This is a genomic window from Pseudomonas sp. DWP3-1-2, from assembly GCF_049896285.1.
Taxonomy (GTDB): domain Bacteria; phylum Pseudomonadota; class Gammaproteobacteria; order Pseudomonadales; family Pseudomonadaceae; genus Aquipseudomonas.
In genome coordinates this window covers 18,751-38,878 of sequence record NZ_JAFCTZ010000008.1, presented here as the reverse complement: position 1 = coordinate 38,878, position 20,128 = coordinate 18,751, and the positions used below count along the sequence as shown (strand labels likewise).

At 58.8% G+C, this 20,128-nt stretch carries 15 protein-coding genes; 5 read left to right on the top strand and 10 right to left on the bottom strand.

Going from position 1 to position 20,128, the window contains the following annotated elements; translation table 11 throughout:
* Window positions 1-90: 90 nt before the first annotated feature.
* Window positions 91-1,554, bottom strand: coding sequence for a glyceraldehyde-3-phosphate dehydrogenase (locus ACP7B0_RS17175; protein ID WP_426142653.1), 1,464 nt, complete (start codon window positions 1,552-1,554; stop codon window positions 91-93).
* Between the two features lie 169 nt (window positions 1,555-1,723).
* Between ACP7B0_RS17175 and mfd the strand changes: the two genes are divergently transcribed.
* The 3 genes from mfd to ACP7B0_RS17160 all read left to right on the top strand — a co-directional run bounded on the left by mfd (window position 1,724) and on the right by ACP7B0_RS17160 (window position 8,522).
* The gene (gene mfd / locus ACP7B0_RS17170) at window positions 1,724-5,176 is read left to right on the top strand and encodes a transcription-repair coupling factor (RefSeq protein ID WP_426142652.1); all 3,453 of its coding nucleotides are present in this window, start codon (window positions 1,724-1,726) and stop codon (window positions 5,174-5,176) included.
* Between the two features lie 11 nt (window positions 5,177-5,187).
* The gene (locus ACP7B0_RS17165) at window positions 5,188-5,712 is read left to right on the top strand and encodes a CsiV family protein (RefSeq protein WP_426142651.1); all 525 of its coding nucleotides are present in this window, start codon (window positions 5,188-5,190) and stop codon (window positions 5,710-5,712) included.
* 68 nt (window positions 5,713-5,780) lie between these two features.
* Window positions 5,781-8,522 (top strand): DEAD/DEAH box helicase, encoded by a 2,742-nt coding sequence (locus ACP7B0_RS17160; protein ID WP_426142650.1) that lies wholly within the window; start codon window positions 5,781-5,783, stop codon window positions 8,520-8,522.
* A 268-nt stretch (window positions 8,523-8,790) separates the two neighbouring features.
* Here the strand turns inward: ACP7B0_RS17160 and ACP7B0_RS17155 are convergent, their stop codons facing one another.
* The 3 genes from ACP7B0_RS17155 to psrA form a co-directional block, all read right to left on the bottom strand.
* Window positions 8,791-9,531, bottom strand: a complete 741-nt coding sequence (locus ACP7B0_RS17155; protein ID WP_426142649.1) for an S-methyl-5'-thioinosine phosphorylase — start codon at window positions 9,529-9,531, stop codon at window positions 8,791-8,793.
* A 9-nt stretch (window positions 9,532-9,540) separates the two neighbouring features.
* Window positions 9,541-10,539: a beta-N-acetylhexosaminidase gene (gene nagZ / locus ACP7B0_RS17150; protein ID WP_426142847.1), complete on the bottom strand. Its 999-nt coding sequence runs from the start codon at window positions 10,537-10,539 to the stop codon at window positions 9,541-9,543.
* Window positions 10,540-10,625: 86 nt separating this feature from the next.
* Window positions 10,626-11,342: a transcriptional regulator PsrA gene (gene psrA, locus ACP7B0_RS17145; protein ID WP_426142647.1), complete on the bottom strand. Its 717-nt coding sequence runs from the start codon at window positions 11,340-11,342 to the stop codon at window positions 10,626-10,628.
* Window positions 11,343-11,602: 260 nt separating this feature from the next.
* Between psrA and lexA the strand changes: the two genes are divergently transcribed.
* Both lexA and sulA read left to right on the top strand, forming a co-directional pair.
* The gene (gene lexA / locus ACP7B0_RS17140; protein WP_426142646.1) at window positions 11,603-12,211 is read left to right on the top strand and encodes a transcriptional repressor LexA; all 609 of its coding nucleotides are present in this window, start codon (window positions 11,603-11,605) and stop codon (window positions 12,209-12,211) included.
* A gap of 9 nt (window positions 12,212-12,220) precedes the next feature.
* Window positions 12,221-12,691, top strand: a complete 471-nt coding sequence (sulA, locus tag ACP7B0_RS17135; protein WP_426142644.1) for an SOS-induced cell division inhibitor SulA — start codon at window positions 12,221-12,223, stop codon at window positions 12,689-12,691.
* 7 nt (window positions 12,692-12,698) lie between these two features.
* On the opposite strand, the gene ACP7B0_RS17130 is transcribed toward sulA, so the two are convergent.
* The 6 genes from ACP7B0_RS17130 to fadB all read right to left on the bottom strand — a co-directional run bounded on the left by ACP7B0_RS17130 (window position 12,699) and on the right by fadB (window position 20,072).
* On the bottom strand, window positions 12,699-12,932 hold the full coding sequence (locus tag ACP7B0_RS17130) for a hypothetical protein (protein WP_020294128.1): 234 nt from the start codon (window positions 12,930-12,932) through the stop codon (window positions 12,699-12,701).
* 74 nt (window positions 12,933-13,006) lie between these two features.
* A complete protein-coding gene (locus ACP7B0_RS17125) occupies window positions 13,007-13,528 on the bottom strand; it encodes a DUF6586 family protein (protein ID WP_426142643.1) in 522 nt (173 codons plus the stop codon).
* Window positions 13,529-13,659: 131 nt separating this feature from the next.
* Complete coding sequence (gene topA, locus ACP7B0_RS17120) at window positions 13,660-16,272, bottom strand: type I DNA topoisomerase (RefSeq protein ID WP_426142642.1); 2,613 nt, start codon at window positions 16,270-16,272, stop codon at window positions 13,660-13,662.
* A gap of 114 nt (window positions 16,273-16,386) precedes the next feature.
* On the bottom strand, window positions 16,387-16,623 hold the full coding sequence (locus tag ACP7B0_RS17115; protein WP_426142641.1) for a DUF1653 domain-containing protein: 237 nt from the start codon (window positions 16,621-16,623) through the stop codon (window positions 16,387-16,389).
* Window positions 16,624-16,727: 104 nt separating this feature from the next.
* Window positions 16,728-17,903, bottom strand: a complete 1,176-nt coding sequence (gene fadA, locus ACP7B0_RS17110; protein ID WP_426142640.1) for an acetyl-CoA C-acyltransferase FadA — start codon at window positions 17,901-17,903, stop codon at window positions 16,728-16,730.
* A gap of 21 nt (window positions 17,904-17,924) precedes the next feature.
* On the bottom strand, window positions 17,925-20,072 hold the full coding sequence (gene fadB, locus ACP7B0_RS17105; protein ID WP_426142639.1) for a fatty acid oxidation complex subunit alpha FadB: 2,148 nt from the start codon (window positions 20,070-20,072) through the stop codon (window positions 17,925-17,927).
* Window positions 20,073-20,128 lie beyond the last annotated feature (56 nt).

Genomic DNA, 20,128 nt, shown 5'->3' with positions numbered 1-20,128 from the left:
CGCCCCGACCAGAAACCCGGTCGGGGCGTTTTTTTTGCAGGAGCGATTGTTAGCCGGAAAACAGTCTCCCGGCTAAAACCGTTCTACGTCTTACTTCGGAAAAGCCGGTGGGTTGACGCCCGCCATGTCTTCCATCACACGAACCACCTGACAGCTGTAACCGAACTCGTTGTCGTACCAGACGTACAGGACAACACGGTTATCGTTGGCGATGGTCGCTTCAGCATCCACAACACCGGCGTGGCGCGAGCCCACGAAGTCGGTGGAAACCACTTCCTGGGAATTGACGAAGTCGATCTGCTTGTGCAGGTCCGAATGCAGCGCCATGTAGCGCAGGTACTCGTTGATTTCTTCGCGGGTCGTGGGCTTCTCAAGGTTGAGGTTGAGAATGGCCATGGACACGTTCGGCGTGGGGACACGAATCGCGTTGCCGGTCAGCTTGCCGGCCAGTTCAGGCAGCGCCTTGGCGGCAGCGGTGGCGGCACCGGTTTCGGTGATGACCATGTTCAATGCAGCGCTACGACCACGGCGATCGCCTTTGTGGAAGTTGTCGATCAGGTTCTGGTCGTTGGTGTACGAGTGAACCGTTTCGACGTGACCGTTGACGATGCCGAACTTGTCGTTCACGGCTTTCAGCACCGGCACGATGGCGTTCGTGGTGCAGGAAGCCGCGGAGACAATCTTGTCATCAGCCGTGATTTCGCCGTGGTTGATGCCATGCACGATGTTCTTCAGCTTGCCTTTGCCCGGCGCAGTCAGAACCACACGATCGACGCCAGAGCAGGAAAGGTGCTGCCCCAGACCTTCGGCATCACGCCATACACCGGTGTTGTCCACCAGCAACGCGTTATGGATGCCGTACTGGGTGTAATCCACCTCGGTCGGGTTCTTGGCGTAGATAACCTGGATCAGGTTGCCGTTGGCCGTAATGGTGTTGTTGGCTTCGTCGATGGTGATGGTGCCATCGAACGGACCGTGCACCGAGTCGCGACGCAACAGGCTGGCACGCTTGACCAGATCGTTGTCGGCACCTTTGCGCACGACGATTGCACGCAGGCGCAAGCCGTCGCCACCACCGGTCTTCTCGATCAGGATCCGCGCCAGCAGGCGACCGATCCGACCAAAACCGTACAGCACGACATCAGTGCCTTTGCGCGGGTTCGAGTTCTGCTGACCCACCACATCGGCCAACTCTTCACGCACGAACTGCTCGGCCGTTCGGCCGTTGCCTTCGGTTTTGAACTTCACGGCCAGCTTGCCCAGATCCACCGAAGCGGCACCCAGTTTAAGCTCGCTCATCGCCTTGATGAGCGGGAAAGTCTCGTGTACGGACAACTCACTCGCATCGGACTGGCGATGACGGGCAAAGCGATGGGCTTTGAGTATCGCGATCACTGAACGGTTGATCAGACTGCGGCCATAGATCGAGCTCACCACGTTGTTATTGCGGTATAGCTGTCCGATTAGCGGGATCATCGCTTCTGCCAGGGCTTCACGATCAATCCATTCACCAAGACACTGGTCGGGCTTCTGAGTCACGGGAACCTTCCACATGTAGGGGCTGAAAAAAGGGGCTACATTATGCCGCCGCCTTTGTTTATGAGCAATGCACGGCGATCAGATTGCACGGCACTACATTTTTCCGGCGCGCGTAAAACAGACAACCGCTACCTGCGTTAGTTACAATCGCCGCCCCGTCGCAACGCTTGGAGCTCTATCTTCCGTGCCCGTTCTGCGCCTACCGCATCTTCCTGCCGTTGCAGGCAAACAACACTGGGGCAATCTTCCCGGTGCCGCCCTGAGCCTGGCCATTGCCGAGGCCGCCAGCGCCGCCAAGCGCTTCACCCTGCTTTTGACCGCCGACAGCCAGAGCGCCGAGCGGCTGGAGCAGGAGCTGAAGTTCTTCGCGCCGAGCCTTCCGGTCCTGCACTTTCCGGATTGGGAGACGCTGCCCTACGATTTGTTCTCGCCGCACCAGGACATCATTTCCCAGCGTATTGCCAGTCTCTATCGTTTGCCTGAGCTGGAACATGGCGTTTTGGTAGTGCCTATCACCACGGCCCTACATCGCCTGGCACCCACCAAATTCCTGCTGGGCAGCAGCCTGGTGCTGGACATCGGCCAAAAGCTCGATATCGAAGTCATGCGTACGCGGCTTGAGGCCAGCGGCTACCGCTATGTAGATACGGTGTACGAGCACGGCGAATTCACCGTGCGCGGCAACCTCATCGACTTGTTCCCGATGGGCAGCAAACTGCCGTACCGGATCGACCTGTTCGACGACGAAATCGAGACGCTGCGTACCTTCGACCCGGAAAATCAGCGCTCCATCGACAAGGTGGAGTCGGTTCGCCTGCTTCCCGCCCGGGAATTCCCGCTGCAAAAAGAGGAAGTCACACGCTTCAAGGCGCGCTTTCGCGAACGCTTCGACGTGGATTTCCGACGCTGCCCGATCTTCCAGGACTTGAGCAGCGGCATCACGCCAGCCGGTATCGAGTACTACCTGCCGCTGTTCTTTGAAGAAACCTCGACCCTGTTCGACTACTTGCCCCAAGACACTCAAGTGTTCTCGCTGCCGGGTATTGAGCAGGCGGCGGAAAATTTCTGGAACGACGTCCGCGGCCGCTATGAAGAGCGGCGTGTCGACCCGGAACGTCCTTTATTGCCGCCAGCGGAATTGTTTCTGCCGGTGGAAGACTGCTTCGCCCGTCTTAAAAACTGGCCGCGAGTGGTGGCGAGCCAACAGGATGTCGATGCCGGTGCCGGTCGCGAGCGATTCCCGGCGCAGGTATTGCCCGACCTGGCCATCGAAGCCAAGGCCAACCAGCCATTGGCAGCGCTGTCGAACTTTCTTGAGGAATTCCCCGGCCGGGTGCTGTTTACCGCCGAATCCGCCGGACGCCGGGAAGTCTTGCTGGAGCTGCTGGAACGTCTGAAGCTGCGCCCGAAAACCGTGGACAGCTGGAATGACTTCGTCCAGAGCAAGGAACGCCTGTCGATCACCATTGCGCCGCTGGACGAGGGCCTGATGCTCGAACAACCGGCCCTGGCGCTGATCGCCGAAAGCCCGTTGTTCGGTCAGCGCGTCATGCAGCGTCGCCGCCGGGAGAAGCGTAACGACGGCGGCAACAACGATGCGGTCATCAAAAACCTGACCGAGCTGCGCGAAGGCGCGCCGGTGGTGCATATCGACCACGGCGTCGGACGCTACCTTGGGCTGGCCACGCTGGAAGTTGAAAATCAGGTCGCGGAATTTCTGATGCTGGCTTATGCCGAGGACGCCAAGCTGTACGTCCCGGTGGCCAACCTGCACTTGATTGCCCGTTACACCGGCAACGATGACGCCTTGGCGCCGCTGCACCGTCTGGGTTCGGAAACCTGGCAGAAGGCCAAGCGCAAGGCTGCGGAACAGGTTCGCGACGTGGCCGCCGAGTTGCTCGACATCTATGCCCGCCGTGCAGCGCGCGAAGGTTATGCGTTCGAGGACCCGAAAGCCGACTACGCGACCTTCAGCGCCGGCTTCCCCTTCGAAGAAACGCCCGACCAGCAAACCACCATTGATGCGGTACGCGCCGACATGCTCGCGCCCAAACCCATGGATCGTCTGGTCTGCGGCGACGTGGGTTTCGGCAAGACCGAAGTGGCGATGCGCGCAGCGTTCATTGCCGTTCACGGTGGACGTCAGGTCGCCATCCTGGTGCCGACCACCCTCCTCGCCCAACAGCACTACAACAGCTTCCGCGACCGCTTCGCCGACTGGCCGGTGACCGTGGAGGTCATGAGCCGCTTCAAATCGACCAAAGAGGTCAACGCCGCCGTGGCCGACCTGGCCGAAGGCAAGATCGATATCGTCATCGGCACCCACAAGCTGCTCCAGGACGACGTCAAGATCAAGAACCTCGGCCTGGTGATCATCGACGAAGAACACCGCTTCGGGGTGCGCCAGAAGGAACAGCTCAAGGCTCTGCGCAGCGAAGTGGATATCCTGACGCTGACCGCGACCCCTATTCCGCGCACGCTGAACATGGCGGTCTCGGGCATGCGTGACCTGTCGATCATCGCCACGCCACCGGCGCGACGCCTGTCAGTGCGCACCTTTGTCATGGAGCAGAACAAGCCCACGGTCAAGGAAGCCTTGCTGCGTGAGTTGCTGCGTGGCGGTCAGGTCTATTACCTGCACAACGATGTGAAAACCATCGAAAAGTGCGCCGCCGACCTCGCTGAGCTGGTGCCGGAAGCCCGTATCGGCATCGGCCACGGCCAGATGCGCGAACGCGATCTTGAACAAGTGATGAGCGACTTCTATCACAAGCGTTTCAACGTGCTGATTGCCTCGACCATCATCGAAACCGGCATCGACGTTCCCAGCGCCAACACCATCATCATTGAACGCGCCGACAAATTCGGTCTGGCACAGCTGCATCAGTTGCGTGGCCGCGTAGGTCGTAGCCACCACCAGGCGTATGCTTACCTGCTGACGCCGCCGCGCAAACAGATCACCCCGGACGCCGAAAAGCGCCTGGAAGCCATCGCCAACACCCAGGACCTGGGGGCCGGTTTCGTGCTGGCCACCAACGACCTTGAAATCCGCGGCGCGGGTGAACTGCTGGGCGACGGCCAGAGCGGCCAGATTCAGGCCGTCGGTTTCACGCTGTACATGGAAATGCTCGAACGCGCAGTCAAGTCGATCCGCAAGGGTGAGCAGCCGAACCTGGACCAGCCACTGGGTGGCGGCCCGGAAATCAACCTGCGTCTGCCGGCGTTGATACCCGAAGCCTATCTGCCGGACGTCCATACGCGACTGATCCTCTACAAGCGCATCGCCAATGCCGCCGACGAGGACAGTCTCAAGGACCTGCAAGTGGAAATGATCGACCGCTTCGGCCTGTTGCCTGAGCCAACCAAGAACCTGGTGCGCATCACCCTGCTCAAATTGCAGGCCGAGCAACTGGGCATCAAGAAAGTCGATGGCGGGCCGCAAGGCGGACGCATCGAGTTCGCGGCCGACACACCCGTGGACCCGCTGACGTTGATCAAGCTGATTCAGGGGCAACCCAACCGTTACAAATTCGAAGGCGCCACACTGTTCAAATTCATGGTGCCCATGGAACGCCCGGAAGAGCGTTTCAACACAATAGAAGCGCTGTTCGAGCGCCTGACCCCGAAAACTGTTTGAAGGATTCATCCATGCGTGTGTTTCGCTCACTCCTCCTGCTGCTGGCGCTGGTTGCTCCAACCGCCTTTGCCGATGGCAGTCATCAGGTCGAGATGATCCTGTTTCGTCAGTTGGGCGAACCCGCCGCAACGCGTCAGTTGGCACCCGAGGGTTGGGCAGCGGGCGCACAGAAGATCGATGCGCAGAACGAGCGCAGCGTCGCCCTGAACGATCTGGCCGCCAAGTTGCAAGCCAGTGGCACGTATGAGGTCCTGCTGCATCGTGCATGGAGTCAGGATATCAGCGCCGAACCCGGCAAAATGGCGATCAGCAGCGGGAAGGAACAGCTCGGGCACTTTCCTATCGAAGGCACCCTCAGCATCGCGATTGCGCGCTTTACCGACATTGCTGCGGACTTCTGGGTCAACCAGCTCGACACCCATGGCGTGCTGATCAGCAGTGAGCGCATGAAACAGACAACCCGGGTAAAAAATGGAGAATTGATCTACATGGATTACGGAAGTCTGGCCATGCTGATCAAGATTGCACCCCTGTAACCATCAAGGAGCGCGAGCCGCGTTCCTTGCCCTTTTGAGCATCGCTGCGGCGTAGGCTGTCCTGAACTGTGTCGTCCAATCTCGAAAAAGTCCTCGCTTTGGCGTGGGCAGACAACTTTACCGACAAGACTCTTGAGCGGGGGCTGAGCTATGCCCTGCAACAACGCATCACGCTTGAGGAACTCAACCCTGATCTGGTGCGCACCACATGCCGCGGCTCCGGGCTGGAGGTCTATCACCAGACGCTGATGTTCAAGGATCCGGGCCGATTCAAAAACACACTGATCTGTAAATGCACCTGCCCGGTACGGGAAAACTGCAAACACTGCGCTGCGGCCTTGTATTACCTCGAAAACCCGAAGAATCAGCCATCGATTCTGGCGGTACTGAATGAATCCCGACGGGAGACTCCACCTCGGGTCGAGACGAAGCCAGCGCTGCCGGAACGCCTGATCGACACCCTCAAGCCCAAGCCAAGACTGATTCTGGCCAGTATCGAGTTCAGCGCCTACGAACCCCGTAACGGCCGCATGCAACGCCACATCCAGCACCGCGCCGCCCTGGCGTTCGGCTATGGCAAGCATTTCGCCACGGGTACAGCGAATGTCAGCATTCTGGTCAGCTCATTGGGTAGCGATCTGGTTAACCAGAAAAGCGACATCCTTGAACACCATGAAACTGAAACCCTGCGCATCCGACGCCAGGGCGAGCTGGAGCGTCAACAGCGTCAGGTCTTGCAGGACATGGGCTTTCGGGTCGCCACCCGACAAAGCAAGGCGCTGCCGGAGACGGCCGGAGACATGTTCGAACTGCCCAACGACAAGGCCTGGCTGAATTTCGTGCTCAAGGACCTGCCCCGCCTTGAGGAGCAGGGCTGGGATATCGAGATCACCGATGAATTCGCCTTCGACGTAACCCCCGTCGATGACTGGTACGCGGTCATCGAAGAAGAAGCCGAACGCGACTGGTTCGATCTGGAGCTGGGCATCATCGTCAATGGCGAGCGCTTGAGCCTGTTGCCGATCCTGATCAATCTGATCCGTACCCATCCGGAATTGATGAGCGCAGCGGGCATCGCCAAACGCGCCGACGATGAGCAGTTGCTGGTGCAGATCAACCATTTCACCCAGCGTGGCGGCGGCCCGATCCAGATCGCCTTGCCTTATGGCCGACTCAAACCGGTGTTGGCGACCCTCGGCGACTTCTACTGGCGCGACGAAGGTAACAATGCGCTGCGCATGAACAACGCCGATGCCACACGCCTTGGCGAACTCGAAGACTTGCCGTTGAGCTGGCAAGGTGGCGATCGTCTGCGTCGGTTCGCCGACCGTCTGGCCAATATCAAGGACGCACCGGTCGTACTGCCCGACGGCCTGAACGCGACCTTACGCCCCTATCAGCTCGAAGGCCTGAGCTGGATGCAATCGCTGCGGGAACTGGAAGTCGGTGGCGTGCTGGCCGACGACATGGGCCTGGGCAAAACCCTGCAAACCCTCGCCCACTTGCTGATGGAGAAACAGGCGGGTCGCCTGGACCGTCCGGCGCTGGCGGTGATGCCCACCAGCCTGATCCCTAACTGGATGGACGAAGCCGAAAACTTCACCCCGCAGCTTAAAGTGCTGGCGTTGTACGGCGCCAACCGTTCGCAGGACTTTGCCAATCTACAGGATTACGACCTGATCCTGACTACCTACGCCCTGCTGCCACGGGACGTAGAAGTACTCGCCAAACAGCCGCTGCATACGTTGATCCTTGATGAAGCGCAGTACATCAAGAACCCCAACAGCAAAGCCGCCCAGGCCGCCCGGGAACTGAACGCCCGGCAGCGTCTGTGCCTGAGCGGCACGCCACTGGAAAACCACTTGGGCGAGCTGTGGTCGCTGTTCCACTTTCTGATGCCGGGCTGGCTGGGCAGCAGCAAGGAATTCAACAGCAACTACCGCAACCCCATCGAGAAACACGGCAACATGGACCGCCTGCAGCATTTGAACGCACGAATCAAACCGTTCCTGCTGCGACGCACCAAAGAGCAAGTGGCTACCGAACTGCCGCCTAAGACCGAAATCATCCATTGGGTCGAACTCAACGACGCCCAGCGGGACGTGTACGAAACCGTGCGCCTGGCCATGGACAAGAAAGTGCGCGACGAAATCACCCGCAAGGGCGTGGCGCGCAGCCAGATCATCATCCTCGAAGCACTGCTCAAATTGCGCCAGGTGTGTTGCGACCTGCGTCTGGTCAACAGCGAGCAAGCGAGCACCCGTCAGAGCAGTTCTGCCAAGTTACACAGCTTGATGGAAATGTTCGAAGAGCTGCTGGCTGAAGGCCGCAAGATTTTGCTGTTCTCACAATTCACCTCGATGCTGACGCTGATCGAAGCCGAGCTCAAACACCGAGGCATCGAATATGCGTTGCTCACGGGCGCGACCCGAGACCGACGCACCCCCGTACAAGCCTTCCAGGCCGGCAAATTGCCGATTTTCCTGATCAGCCTCAAAGCGGGCGGCACAGGTCTGAACCTGACGGCGGCTGATACCGTGATCCATTACGACCCATGGTGGAACCCTGCAGCCGAAAACCAGGCCACCGACCGCGCCTATCGCATTGGTCAGGACAAGCCGGTGTTCGTCTACAAAATGATTGCCCGAGGCACCGTCGAAGAGAAAATCCAGCGCCTGCAACAGGAAAAATCAGCCCTGGCGGCAGGCGTTCTCGATGGTCGCATGACCGGCGACTGGAAGCTGCAAAGCGAAGACATCGCTGCGCTGTTTGCACCGCTGCCGTTACCGGCGAAAAAGGTCAAGCGCTGAGCAAGCCTCGCCCGCGCGTATACGCTGTTGGAGGCTCGGCCGCGAAGGCAATGTTCAGGTCCGAAGAAACCGGTGAATGTACCGGCCTATTCGCGGGCAAGCCTCGCTCCCACTGAGATTGACGTCTAGCCGTAGGGCCTCTGCGCTTCAAACGCTGCCGATGACAGTGCGTTGGAGCGAGGCTTGCCCGCGAAGGCGTCAGGTCAGGCGATACCCGAGTCGGGCTGGATACCGGCTCGGGGCCAAACCTCGCGCCAGGCGTCTCGTATCAAACCGCCCCCAAAACCCGGGCCAGCGTCGCTTTCACTTTACCCATGCCGTCATGCAATGCCTGTTCGATCTCGGCCATGGTAATCACCGCCGAAGACTTGCCGGCGGCCGGGTTCACCACCAACGCCAGACAGGCGTATTCCAGCTCCAGCTCACGGGCCAGCGCCGCTTCCGGCATCCCGGTCATCCCCACGATATCGCAGCCATCACGTTCCAGTCGCACAATCTCGGCCACTGTTTCCAGGCGTGGCCCTTGAGTGCAGGCATAAACCCCTCGCCCACTGAACTCGCACCCTTCGGCCTCCAGCGCGGCAATCAACCGTGCCCGCAGGGCTTCGCTGTACGGGTAGCTGAAATCGATGTGAGTGACCTGCTCCAGGTCGTCAGCGAAATAGGTGTGCTGGCGACCACTGGTGTAGTCCACCAGATCATGAGGCACACAGAAGTGCCCAGTGCCCATGGCAGGATGAATCCCGCCCACTGCATTGACCGCCAATATCGCCTGCGCGCCCGCCTGTTTCAGCGCCCAGATATTGGCCCGGTAATTCACCTGATGGGGCGGCAAACGGTGCGGATGCCCGTGACGCGCCAGAAACATCACTTCCCGACCGGCATAGTCACCGATCTGAATATCGCCGGAAGGTGCACCGTAAGGTGTGTTCATGGGCAGAGACTGACGAATGTTCAGCCCCTCCAATTGCGTGAGGCCAGTGCCGCCGATAATTGCGTAAACAGTCATGAGTCATCCTTAGTCGATCAGTTGCGCCGCTCGCAGCGCCTCGAGCGCCGTCAGCCAGCGCGGGTGTTGGCGGTATTCGGTGCTGGCGTAAGCCTGGCCTCGCATCCGGGCAATACGCGATGACGGTTTGACCTTGAGGCGCTGTGCCGCCGTCAACGCCAGCTCGGCGGCAGCCCGGTCGTTGCAGACCAGTCCCATATCGCAGCCAGCACTCAATGCCGCTTCGATACGACTGGCCGCATCACCGACCACATGGGCACCGGCCATGGACAAGTCGTCGCTGAAGATCACCCCGTCAAATTGCAGCTCACCGCGCAGAATGTCCTGCAACCAGCGCCGGGAAAACCCTGCGGGCTGCGGATCGACGTGCGGGTAAATCACATGCGCCGGCATCACCGCCGCCAATTGCTTGCTCAAGCGTGCAAATGGCACCAGGTCATTGGCGCGGATCTGTTCGAGGCTGCGCTCGTCGGTAGGGATGGCCACATGGGAATCGGCCTCGGCCCAGCCGTGACCGGGAAAATGCTTGCCGGTAGCTGCCATGCCCGCCGCATTCATACCCCGAATGAAGGCCCCGGCCAGCAGCGCTGCACGTTCTGGATCACCTTCGAACGCACGACTGCCCACCACTGCACTGCGCTGATAATCCAGATCCAGTACCGGCGCAAAGCTGAGGTCCAGGCCCACAGCCAACACCTCAGTGGCCATTAACCAGCCGCAGTGCTCGGCAAGGACTTCTGCGTTCGGGTTATCGGCAATCGCACGCATGGCTGGCAGGCGCACAAAACCCTGGCGCAAACGCTGAACGCGCCCACCTTCTTGATCCACGGCCAACAACAGATCCGGGCGAACAGCGCGGATCGCCGCGCTCAGCTCCCGAACCTGACGGGGGTGCTCAATGTTGCGGGCAAAAATGATCAGGCCGCCCACTTCGGGCTGGCGCAGGAACTGGCGGTCTTCAGCGGTCAACCAGGTACCGGCGACGTCCACCATCAAAGAGCCTTGCAGGCCATAACTCATATGAAAACACCATTGCCTATATCCAATCCGGGCAATGGTGCTTGATCATCGGGTCGGGCGCAATGCGCGAGCGGTCAGGCTTTGGCGGCCACAGGAGCGCTGACGCTGCTTTTGACGCGGGGCTTGAGCTGCGCCGAGATCATGGCAGGGTCGCTTACACCGGTTTCGGCACGCATGCCAGCCGCCAGAAACGGCACCATGAGGCGCATGACCTGTTCGATAGAGGTATTCACCCCGAAGTCGGTTTCGGCTATGGCTCGCAGCGCCTTGATACCGGACATGCTGAACGCCGCAGCCCCCAGCATGAAGTGCACGCGCCAGAACAATTCGATGGGCGGAATACGCGGCGCGGCTTCATTCACCAGTGTCATGTAGCGGCGGAACACCTTGCCGTACATGTCTTCCAGATAACGCCGCAGGTGGCCCTGGCTCTGACTGAAAGCCAGGCCCAGCAGCCGCATGAAAATCGACAGATCATTACCGCTGCGCGGTTGAACGACAAGCGCCTGCTCGACGAGAATTTCCAGCAGCTCTTCAAGGGTGGGCTTGCTGTCCGGTTTGGCCTGACGGCGCTCAAGCTCACGGTCGAGGCTGATGCAGAAGGGCCCTAAAAAGCGCGAGAAAACAGCCTGGATCAGCGCTTTCTTGGAGCCAAAGTGATAATTCACCGCAGCCAGATTGACCGAGGCCTTGCTGGTGATGAGCCGTAACGAGGTTTCGGCAAAACCTTTTTCCGCGAATAACTGCTCGGCAGCATCCAGAATGCGTTCAACTGTTTCCGACTGGGCCATGGTTTCCTGCCTGACAAACACTTGTTTGAAACATACGTATCATACGGGTTACTTGTCAAGTCTGACCGTTCGTTTTCTGGCTGGCCGGTCACGTATTTAATCATACAAGACGGCTTCTGTAGCCATTTGCTGACACTGGTCGGCGAACCCGGAGCAGCCCTGCCGCTCGCCGTCCGGCAGAGAAAACAAAAAGGAAGATTGCCAAGACGCAATCACTGTATATAATCCCAGTCACTGTATAAAAAGACAGAGCGCTCAACATGATTAAGCTGACGCCACGCCAGGCAGAGATCCTGGGTTTCATCAAACGATGTCTTGAAGACAACGGTTATCCGCCTACCCGTGCGGAAATCGCCCAGGAATTGGGCTTCAAGTCACCCAATGCCGCGGAAGAACATCTAAAGGCCCTTGCTCGTAAAGGTGCGATTGAAATGACACCCGGCGCCTCCCGAGGGATACGTATTCCCGGGTTCGAGGCAAAAACCGACGAAAGCAGCCTGCCGATCATCGGCCGGGTCGCGGCCGGCGCGCCGATCCTGGCCCAGCAGCACATTGAAGAATCCTGCAACATCAACCCTGCGTTTTTCCATCCCAGTGCCGATTACCTGTTGAGGGTGCACGGCATGAGCATGAAAGACGTCGGCATTCTCGATGGCGATCTGATCGCCGTGCATACGACGCGCGAAGCCCGCAATGGCCAGATCGTCGTGGCTCGGATCGGCGATGAAGTGACCGTAAAACGGTTCAAGCGTGACGGCAGCAAGGTCTGGTTGATCGCTGAAAACCCGGATTTCGCGCCGATCGAAGTGAACCTCAAAGATCAGGATCTGGTTATCGAAGGCTTAAGCGTCGGCGTGATCCGCCGTTAAGGAGACATTATGCAGTCCACCCAAACACCGCATGCGCAACTGCCTCTGTTCGAGGCGTTCATGGCGCAGCCTATCGCCCCGATGCTCAAGGTTCCGGTAGAAACAACCTGGAACATTGAGCCAGAAGTCTTTAGCGAATTGTCATTGCGCGGCGCTGCCGGGAACTGCCTGAGTCTTCTGGCCCCGATTCTTCGTGAACTCAGCGAGGACAAGGACGCCCGCTGGTTGACGCTGATTGCACCGCCCGCCAGCCTGACGCAAACGTGGCTACGGGATGCCGGGCTCAATCGCGAACGTATTTTGTTGCTGCAACCACGAGGCACACAAAGTGCACTTGAATTGACGCGAGAGGCCCTGCGCCTAGGGCGTAGCCACACGGTCGTAAGCTGGATCAATCCGATCAATGCAGCGGCGCGTCAGCAACTGATAGGCGCGGCAAGGACTGGAGATGCGCAAAGCTTGAATATTCGCCTTGGCTGAAGCGGGTTTAATGGAGGACGCGTGGACCGGCGTCTTTTTCCAGCTCGCCTTCTGCCATGCGCCCGGCCATTTGCACACCTACGCTCAGCATCGCCTTGGCGACTTCAACATGTTGGCCCTGCAGGAACGCCTTGGCATCCTCGGAGAAGTTCAGGGTCACTAATGAACCCTCGTCTTCTGCGCGACGAAGCTCGATACGACCGTCAGGCAGTTCGACAATTTCCAAAAAAGATGTAGGCATCAAGCAATACTCCACGAAAGGCCGACATTGTAGCAGCCAGTCGACTCAGGCCCTAGCCCATCTATCACTGCGCATTAGCACTCGCTAAGCCCTTCCCGAAAGCGAATGGCCAAACCCTTGAGCTGTTGACGCCAGCTCTCTAGCTCTTCGCGGCCCAGCTCCTGCACCGGTTCGTCGTCCAGATTGACCGCAACGATGAGTGGCTGCGTTACATCACCTTTCAATTTCTTGGGAGCTTTAGGCGGCTGAAACAGCGCGTTGTAGGCAGCCAGCAACTGGGCCAGCCAGGTTTCCCGATGCTGAGCCAGTTCAATCAACTCCGCCAGCTCAGGAATTGCGATCGCATCCAGCACTTGCTCAGTCAACAGCATCTCGGCCCGGGGTACATTGGCCTGTGGCAAGCGGTAGAAGCCTGCAATCTCATGACACAAACCCAGCAGCGCGCCATACAGATGGAACAGTGCGGATTCGCGCTCGGCCTGCACCAGCGCCTGGGAATTCATCGCCCGACCTTCCTGCGCCTTGCTCATAGCTTCAAGTGCAAGGCCAGCGAAATAGATCTTCTGATTGGTGCGGGTATAGAGTTCATGGGCCATGGCGGCACCCTCCCTGACAATTGAATAGAACGGGCACTGTCGAATTGCAAAAAACCCTCGCTGCGGCCAGCACAGCGAGGGTTCGCGTTCGTTAACGCGAGTTGCTCAAGAGAGCAACTCCTGTCAATGCATCAACGCTTGTCTTCGACTTTCCAGGCCTTGCCATCGTAGAACGCGCGCCAGCCCGTAGGCTTGCCTTCCACTTCGGTCTGTACATATTGCTCTTTGGTTTTGCGGCTGTAACGAATCACGGCAGGACGCCCGTCCGGATCTTTCTTCGGTGCTTCACACAGGAAGTGGTACTTCGGATCGATTTCGTCCTTGTGCGGCGCGATCTCCATGACCAGGGGTGCACGGGTTTCGCGGTTTTTCGGGAACTGACTGGCCGCCAGAAACAAGCCGGAAGCCCCGTCACGCAGGATATAGGTATCGTCGACCTTATCGCACTTGAGCTCCGGCATCTTCACCGGGTCCATCTTCGGCGGCGCAGCATCACCGCTTTTAAGCAGCTTGCGGGTGTTCTTGCACTCGGCGTTGGTGCAACCGAAGAACTTGCCGAAGCGGCCGGTCTTGAGCTGCATCTCGCTGCCACACTTGTCGCATTCCAGGCTCGGACCTTCATAGCCCTTGATGCGATAAGTCCCCTCTTCCACCTCAAAGCCTGTGCAATCCGGGTTATTGCCGCAGATGTGCAGCTTGTGCTTCTCGTCCAGCAGATAAGCATCCATCGCTGTGTTACAGATATGGCAACGGTGCTTGCCGCGCAATACGCGAGACTCCGACTCACCTTCGTCGTCGTCGGCGATTTCATCGCCCGGCGTCAGGTTGACGGTAGCCTTGCAGCGCTCTTTCGGCGGCAGGCTGTAGCCGGAGCAACCGAGAAACACACCTGTAGACGCTGTACGAATCTGCATCGGACGCCCACACACCTTGCAGGGAATGTCGGTCATTACGGGTTCGTTGGAGCGCATGCCGCCGTCAGGTGCTTCAGCGACTTCCAGTTTTTTCCTGAAATCGCCATAGAACTCGTCGAGCACGTTCTTCCAGTCGCGCTCACCCTGAGCGACGTCATCGAGATTTTCTTCCATACCGGCCGTGAAGCCGTAGTCCATCAGATTCGAGAAGCTTTCGGACAAACGCTCGGTGACGATATCGCCCATCTTTTCCGAGTAGAAACGACGGTTATGCAGCGCGACATACCCACGGTCCTGAATGGTCGAGATGATCGCGGCATAGGTCGAAGGACGGCCGATACCCCGTTTTTCCATCTCTTTAACCAGGCTCGCTTCCGAGTAACGCGCAGGCGGCTTGGTGAAATGCTGAGTCGGGTCGAGCTTGACCAGCTTCAGGCTGTCGCCCTGAGCCATGTCCGGCAACACGTCGTCGTCACCCGGCTTGGTCATTTGCGGCAGAACACGCGTGTAACCGTCGAACTTCAGAATGCGGCCCTTGGCGCGCAACTCGAAAGTACCGGCCGCAACACTGACGGTGGTGGACAGGTATTGCGCAGGCGGCATCTGGCACGCCACGAACTGACGCCAGATCAGCTCGTACAGGCGCTCAGCGTCGCGCTCCATGCCCGTCAGCTTGCTCGGGTGGGTATTCACGTCAGAAGGACGAATCGCTTCGTGAGCCTCCTGAGCGCCCTCTTTACTGCTGTAGACGTTCGGCGATTCCGGCAGATACTTCTTGCCGAACTCGGTTTCGATGTAATCACGCGCCATGCTCACCGCATCAGCGGACAAGTTGGTGGAGTCAGTACGCATGTAAGTGATGTGGCCCGCTTCATACAAGCGCTGCGCCATCATCATGGTTTTCTTCACGCCAAAGCCCAGACGGTTACTGGCCGCCTGTTGCAGCGTCGAGGTAATGAAAGGCGCTGAAGGTTTGCTGCTGGTCGGCTTGTCTTCACGCTTGACGATGCTGTAGGCCGACGCCTTGAGCTTCTCCAGCGCGGCCATGGCCTGAGCTTCGTTCAGCGGCTTGAAGGCTTCGCCGTTCTCCCGGGCCACCTCGAAGCGCACGTTGGCGCCTTTAGCGGTTCCCAGGTCAGCGTGGATTTCCCAGTACTCTTCGGGGTTGAACGCCCGAATCTCGCGTTCGCGTTCGACGACCAGTTTCACGGCAACCGATTGCACGCGTCCGGCAGACAGACCACGGGCGACCTTCTGCCAGAGCAGTGGCGATACCATGTAGCCCACGACCCGGTCGAGAAAGCGCCGCGCCTGTTGCGCGTTCACTCGATCAATATCGAGTTCGCCCGGCTTGGAGAATGCTTCCTGGATCGCTTTCTTGGTGATTTCGTTGAACACCACGCGCTTGTAGCGGCTGTCATCCCCACCAATGGCTTCGCGCAGGTGCCAGGCAATGGCTTCCCCCTCGCGGTCCAAGTCGGTTGCGAGATAGATAGTGTCAGCATCTTTGGCGAGCCGACGCAGCTCTTCGATCACCTTCTCCTTACCAGGAAGGATTTCGTACTTGGCTTTCCAGCCATGGTCCGGGTCGACGCCCATGCGCGAGACCAATTGACGCTTGGCCTTTTCCTTGGGCGTCAGCACCGGCCCGTCACCTGCGGCGGCCTTGCCGCGCTTGGCAGCCGGGTCTTTGCTGGCGCTAGCCGAACCACTGGTGGGCAGGTCTCGGATATGGCCGATACTCGACTTCACCACGTACTGGTTGCCCAAATACTTGTTGATGGTCTTGGCCTTAGCCGGGGATTCCACGATGACCAGCGATTTGCCCATGGATCAGAAAATTCCTGAATACTGAAAATGAAAGACGGTCGGAACCTGTCGAGGCCCCGCTATATATAGTGGCTACAACACGAGGTCAAGCACGGGGTTGTGCTCAGTCACGATTCACGGCCGGGTAAAGAGGCTCGGTTCGGCCTGAACCAAAGCAAAGCGCGGCACCTGTTCACCGTCAACCTCGACGGACTCCAGAAACATATCCAGAGGCCGTACCCACAGACCGTAATCGCCGTACAACGCTTGGTAAAACACCACTTCTTCCTCGGTCTCGGAGTGCCTGGCAACACTGAAAACGCGGTACTCGGGGCCTTTGTAGTGGCGGTAGAGCCCTGGCTGTAACTTCATGTTGCCGTCCTCACAAGACACATTGGAAAACAATTCTATAAAACCGCTTTTGCCAAAATACAAAAGCCGGGGCACCAGGCCCCGGCTTGAGTCACCCTGACGAATCAGACGCGCTCGAAGACCGTAGCAATACCCTGCCCCAGCCCGATGCACATGGTAGCAACGCCGAGGCTGCCGCCATTCTGCTTCATGACGTTGAGCAAAGTGCCGGAGATACGCGCACCGGAGCACCCGAATGGGTGACCCAGAGCGATAGCACCGCCGTGCAGGTTAACCTTCTCGTTCATCTTGTCGAGCACTTTCAAATCTTTCAGCACTGGCAGGGCCTGTGCGGCGAAAGCTTCGTTGAGCTCGAAGAAGTCGATATCGGAGATGCCAAGGCCCGCACGCTTCAAGGCTTTCTGGGTGGCCGGCACCGGCCCGTAGCCCATGATTGCCGGGTCAACGCCGGCCACCGCCATGGAGCGAATGACTGCCATCGGCTGGATACCAAGATCCTGGGCACGTTGGGCAGACATGACGATCATGCATGATGCGCCATCAGTGATCTGCGAGGATGTGCCCGCCGTCACAGTTCCGCCTTTTGGGTTGAAAGCCGGCTTCAAGGCCGCGAGGCTTTCCAGGGTCGTCTCTGGACGAATAGTCTCGTCGTAGTCGAAGACCTTCAGGAAACCGTTCTCGTCATACCCTTGCATCGGGATGATTTCGTCCTTGAATTTCCCTTCCAGCGTTGCCTTGTGGGCCAACTGGTGCGAACGCACGCCAAACGCATCCTGCTGTTCACGGGTAATGCCGTGCATCTTGCCCAGCATTTCCGCTGTCAGGCCCATCATGCCCGATGCCTTGGCGGCATAAAGAGACATGTGCGGGTTAGGATCGACGCCGTGCATCATGCTGACGTGGCCCATGTGTTCAACACCGCCCACGACAAATACATCGCCGTTACCGGTCATGATCGCCTGCGCGGCAGTGTGCAGCGCGCTCATGGACGATCCGCACAGGCGGCTCACGGTTTGCGCCGCCGACGTGTGCGGGATCTGGGTCAGCAACGACGCCATGCGGGCGATGTTCCAGCCCTGCTCCAGGGTCTGGTTCACGCAGCCCCAGATGACGTCTTCGACTTCAGCCGGGTCAACCTTGCTGTTGCGTTCCAGCAGCTTGCTGATCAAGTGCGCCGACATGTCTTCAGCGCGGGTGTTGCGGTGCATGCCGCCCTTGGAACGGCCCATCGGGGTGCGACCGAAGTCGACAATCACGACGTCTCTTGGATTCAAACTCATACATTCACTCCTCAAAGGCGCTTAACCGAAGAAGCTCTGGCCGTTTTTGGCCATCTCACGCAGCTTCGCAGTCGGGTGGTACAAGGCGCCCAAGTCAGCATATTGGTCAGCCAGGGCGACGAATTCAGCGACGCCGATCGAGTCGATATAACGCAACGCACCGCCACGGAACGGAGGGAAGCCGATGCCGTAGATCAAGCCCATATCGGCTTCAGCGGCGGTATCGACGATGCCGTCTTCCAGGCAACGCACGGTTTCCAGGCACAGCGGGATCATCATCCAGTTGATGATGTCCTCGTCAGACACTTCGCGCTGTTCGTAGATAACCGGCTTGAGGACTTCAAGCACAGCCGCATCGGTGACTTTCTTCGGCTTGCCCTTCTTGTCCATCTCGTAGGCGTAGAAACCTTTGCCGTTCTTCTGGCCCAGGCGTTTGGCCTCATAAAGCGCGTCCACGGCAGAGCGACGGTCGTCTTTCATGCGATCAGGGAAGCCTTCGGCCATGACGTCACGACCGTGGTGGCCCGTGTCGATACCCACTACGTCCATCAAGTACGCAGGGCCCATTGGCCAACCGAACTTTTCCATGACCTTGTCGATACGCACGAAGTCCACGCCAGCGCTCACCAGCTTGGCGAAACCGCCGAAGTACGGGAACAGCACGCGGTTGACCAGAAAGCCCGGGCAGTCGTTGACCACAATCGGGTTCTTGCCCATTTTCTTGGCGTAGGCGACGGTGGTCGCGATGGCCGCTTCGCTGGACTTCTCGCCACGAATCACTTCAACCAGCGGCATCATGTGCACGGGGTTGAAGAAGTGCATGCCCACGAAGTTTTCCGGACGCTTGAGGGCCTTGGCCAACAGGCTGATGGAAATCGTCGAGGTGTTGGACGCCAGAATGGTGTCTTCGCCCACTTGGGACTCGACTTCGGCCAATACCGCTTGCTTGACCTTGGGGTTCTCGACGACCGCTTCAACCACCAGATCCACGGTACCGAAATCGCCATACGACAGCGTAGGGCGAATCGCATTGAGCGCTTCAGCCATTTTCGGCGCCGTCAGACGGCCTTTCTCGACGCGGTTGCCCAGCAGTTTGGACGCTTCGTTCAGACCCAGTTGAATGGCGTCTTCGCGAATGTCTTTCATCAGGATCGGCGTGCCTTTGACCGCCGACTGATACGCGATGCCACCGCCCATGATACCGGCGCCCAACACGGCGGCCTGCTTCACTTCCTTGGCAACTTCGTCGTAGATCTTGGCTTTCTTTTTCAGTTCCTGATCGTTCAGGAACAGACCAATCAGGCTCTGCGCGGCAGAGGTCTTGGCCATTTTCACGAAACCGGCGGCTTCGATTTCCAGGGCCTTGTCACGACCGAAGTTCGCGGCCTTCTGGATGGTCTTGATGGCTTCAACCGGCGCCGGATAGTTCGGGCCCGCTTGACCGGCGACAAAACCTTTGGCGGTTTCGAATGCCATCATCTGCTCAATGGCGTTGAGCTTGAGCTTGTCCAGCTTCGGCTGGCGCTTGGCTTTGTAATCGAATTCGCCGGCAATGACGCGAGCGATCAGATCCAGGGCGGCGTCACGCAGTTTTTCCGGAGCGACCACAGCGTCGACAGCGCCTACTTTCAGCGCGTCTTCAGCACGGTTCTCTTTACCGGAAGCAATCCACTCGATGGCGTTATCGGCACCGATGATGCGCGGCAGACGAACAGTGCCGCCGAAACCAGGGTAAAGGCCGAGCTTGACTTCGGGCAGGCCGATTTTTGCGTCAGCGGACATGACGCGATAGTCAGCCGCCAGGCACATTTCCAGGCCACCGCCCAACGCGATGCCATTGATGACCGCTACAGTCGGAACCCCGAGATCTTCGAAATCGCTGAAAATCCGGTTGGCTTCAAGATTGCCCGCCAGAAGCTCGGCGTCCGGCAACTTGAAATTGTCGACGAATTCGGTGATGTCAGCGCCGACGATGAACACGTCTTTGCCGCTGGTGACGATCACGCCCTTGATCGACCCATCAGCCTTGATGGTGTCTACGGCCTGACGCAGGTCGTTGAGGGTGAGACGGTTGAACTTGTTGACGGACTCACCCTTGAGATCGAAATTCAATTCGACGATGCCACTCTCAAGAGCCTTAACCGTGATGGCTTTACCTTCGTAAATCATCAACTGATCTCCACGATATGGAAGCTGAACAATACACACCGGACGCTGGTTCTGGC

Coding starts and splice junctions, on each gene's coding strand:
- ACP7B0_RS17175 (WP_426142653.1), bottom strand. CDS start 1,554: ATGTGGAAGGTTCCCGTGACTCAGAAGCCCGACCAGTGTCTTGGTGAA.
- ACP7B0_RS17165 (WP_426142651.1), top strand. CDS start 5,188: ATGCGTGTGTTTCGCTCACTCCTCCTGCTGCTGGCGCTGGTTGCTCCA.
- ACP7B0_RS17155 (WP_426142649.1), bottom strand. CDS start 9,531: ATGACTGTTTACGCAATTATCGGCGGCACTGGCCTCACGCAATTGGAG.
- psrA (WP_426142647.1), bottom strand. CDS start 11,342: ATGGCCCAGTCGGAAACAGTTGAACGCATTCTGGATGCTGCCGAGCAG.
- lexA (WP_426142646.1), top strand. CDS start 11,603: ATGATTAAGCTGACGCCACGCCAGGCAGAGATCCTGGGTTTCATCAAA.
- sulA (WP_426142644.1), top strand. CDS start 12,221: ATGCAGTCCACCCAAACACCGCATGCGCAACTGCCTCTGTTCGAGGCG.
- ACP7B0_RS17130 (WP_020294128.1), bottom strand. CDS start 12,932: ATGCCTACATCTTTTTTGGAAATTGTCGAACTGCCTGACGGTCGTATC.
- ACP7B0_RS17125 (WP_426142643.1), bottom strand. CDS start 13,528: ATGGCCCATGAACTCTATACCCGCACCAATCAGAAGATCTATTTCGCT.
- topA (WP_426142642.1), bottom strand. CDS start 16,272: ATGGGCAAATCGCTGGTCATCGTGGAATCCCCGGCTAAGGCCAAGACC.
- ACP7B0_RS17115 (WP_426142641.1), bottom strand. CDS start 16,623: ATGAAGTTACAGCCAGGGCTCTACCGCCACTACAAAGGCCCCGAGTAC.
- fadA (WP_426142640.1), bottom strand. CDS start 17,903: ATGAGTTTGAATCCAAGAGACGTCGTGATTGTCGACTTCGGTCGCACC.
- fadB (WP_426142639.1), bottom strand. CDS start 20,072: ATGATTTACGAAGGTAAAGCCATCACGGTTAAGGCTCTTGAGAGTGGC.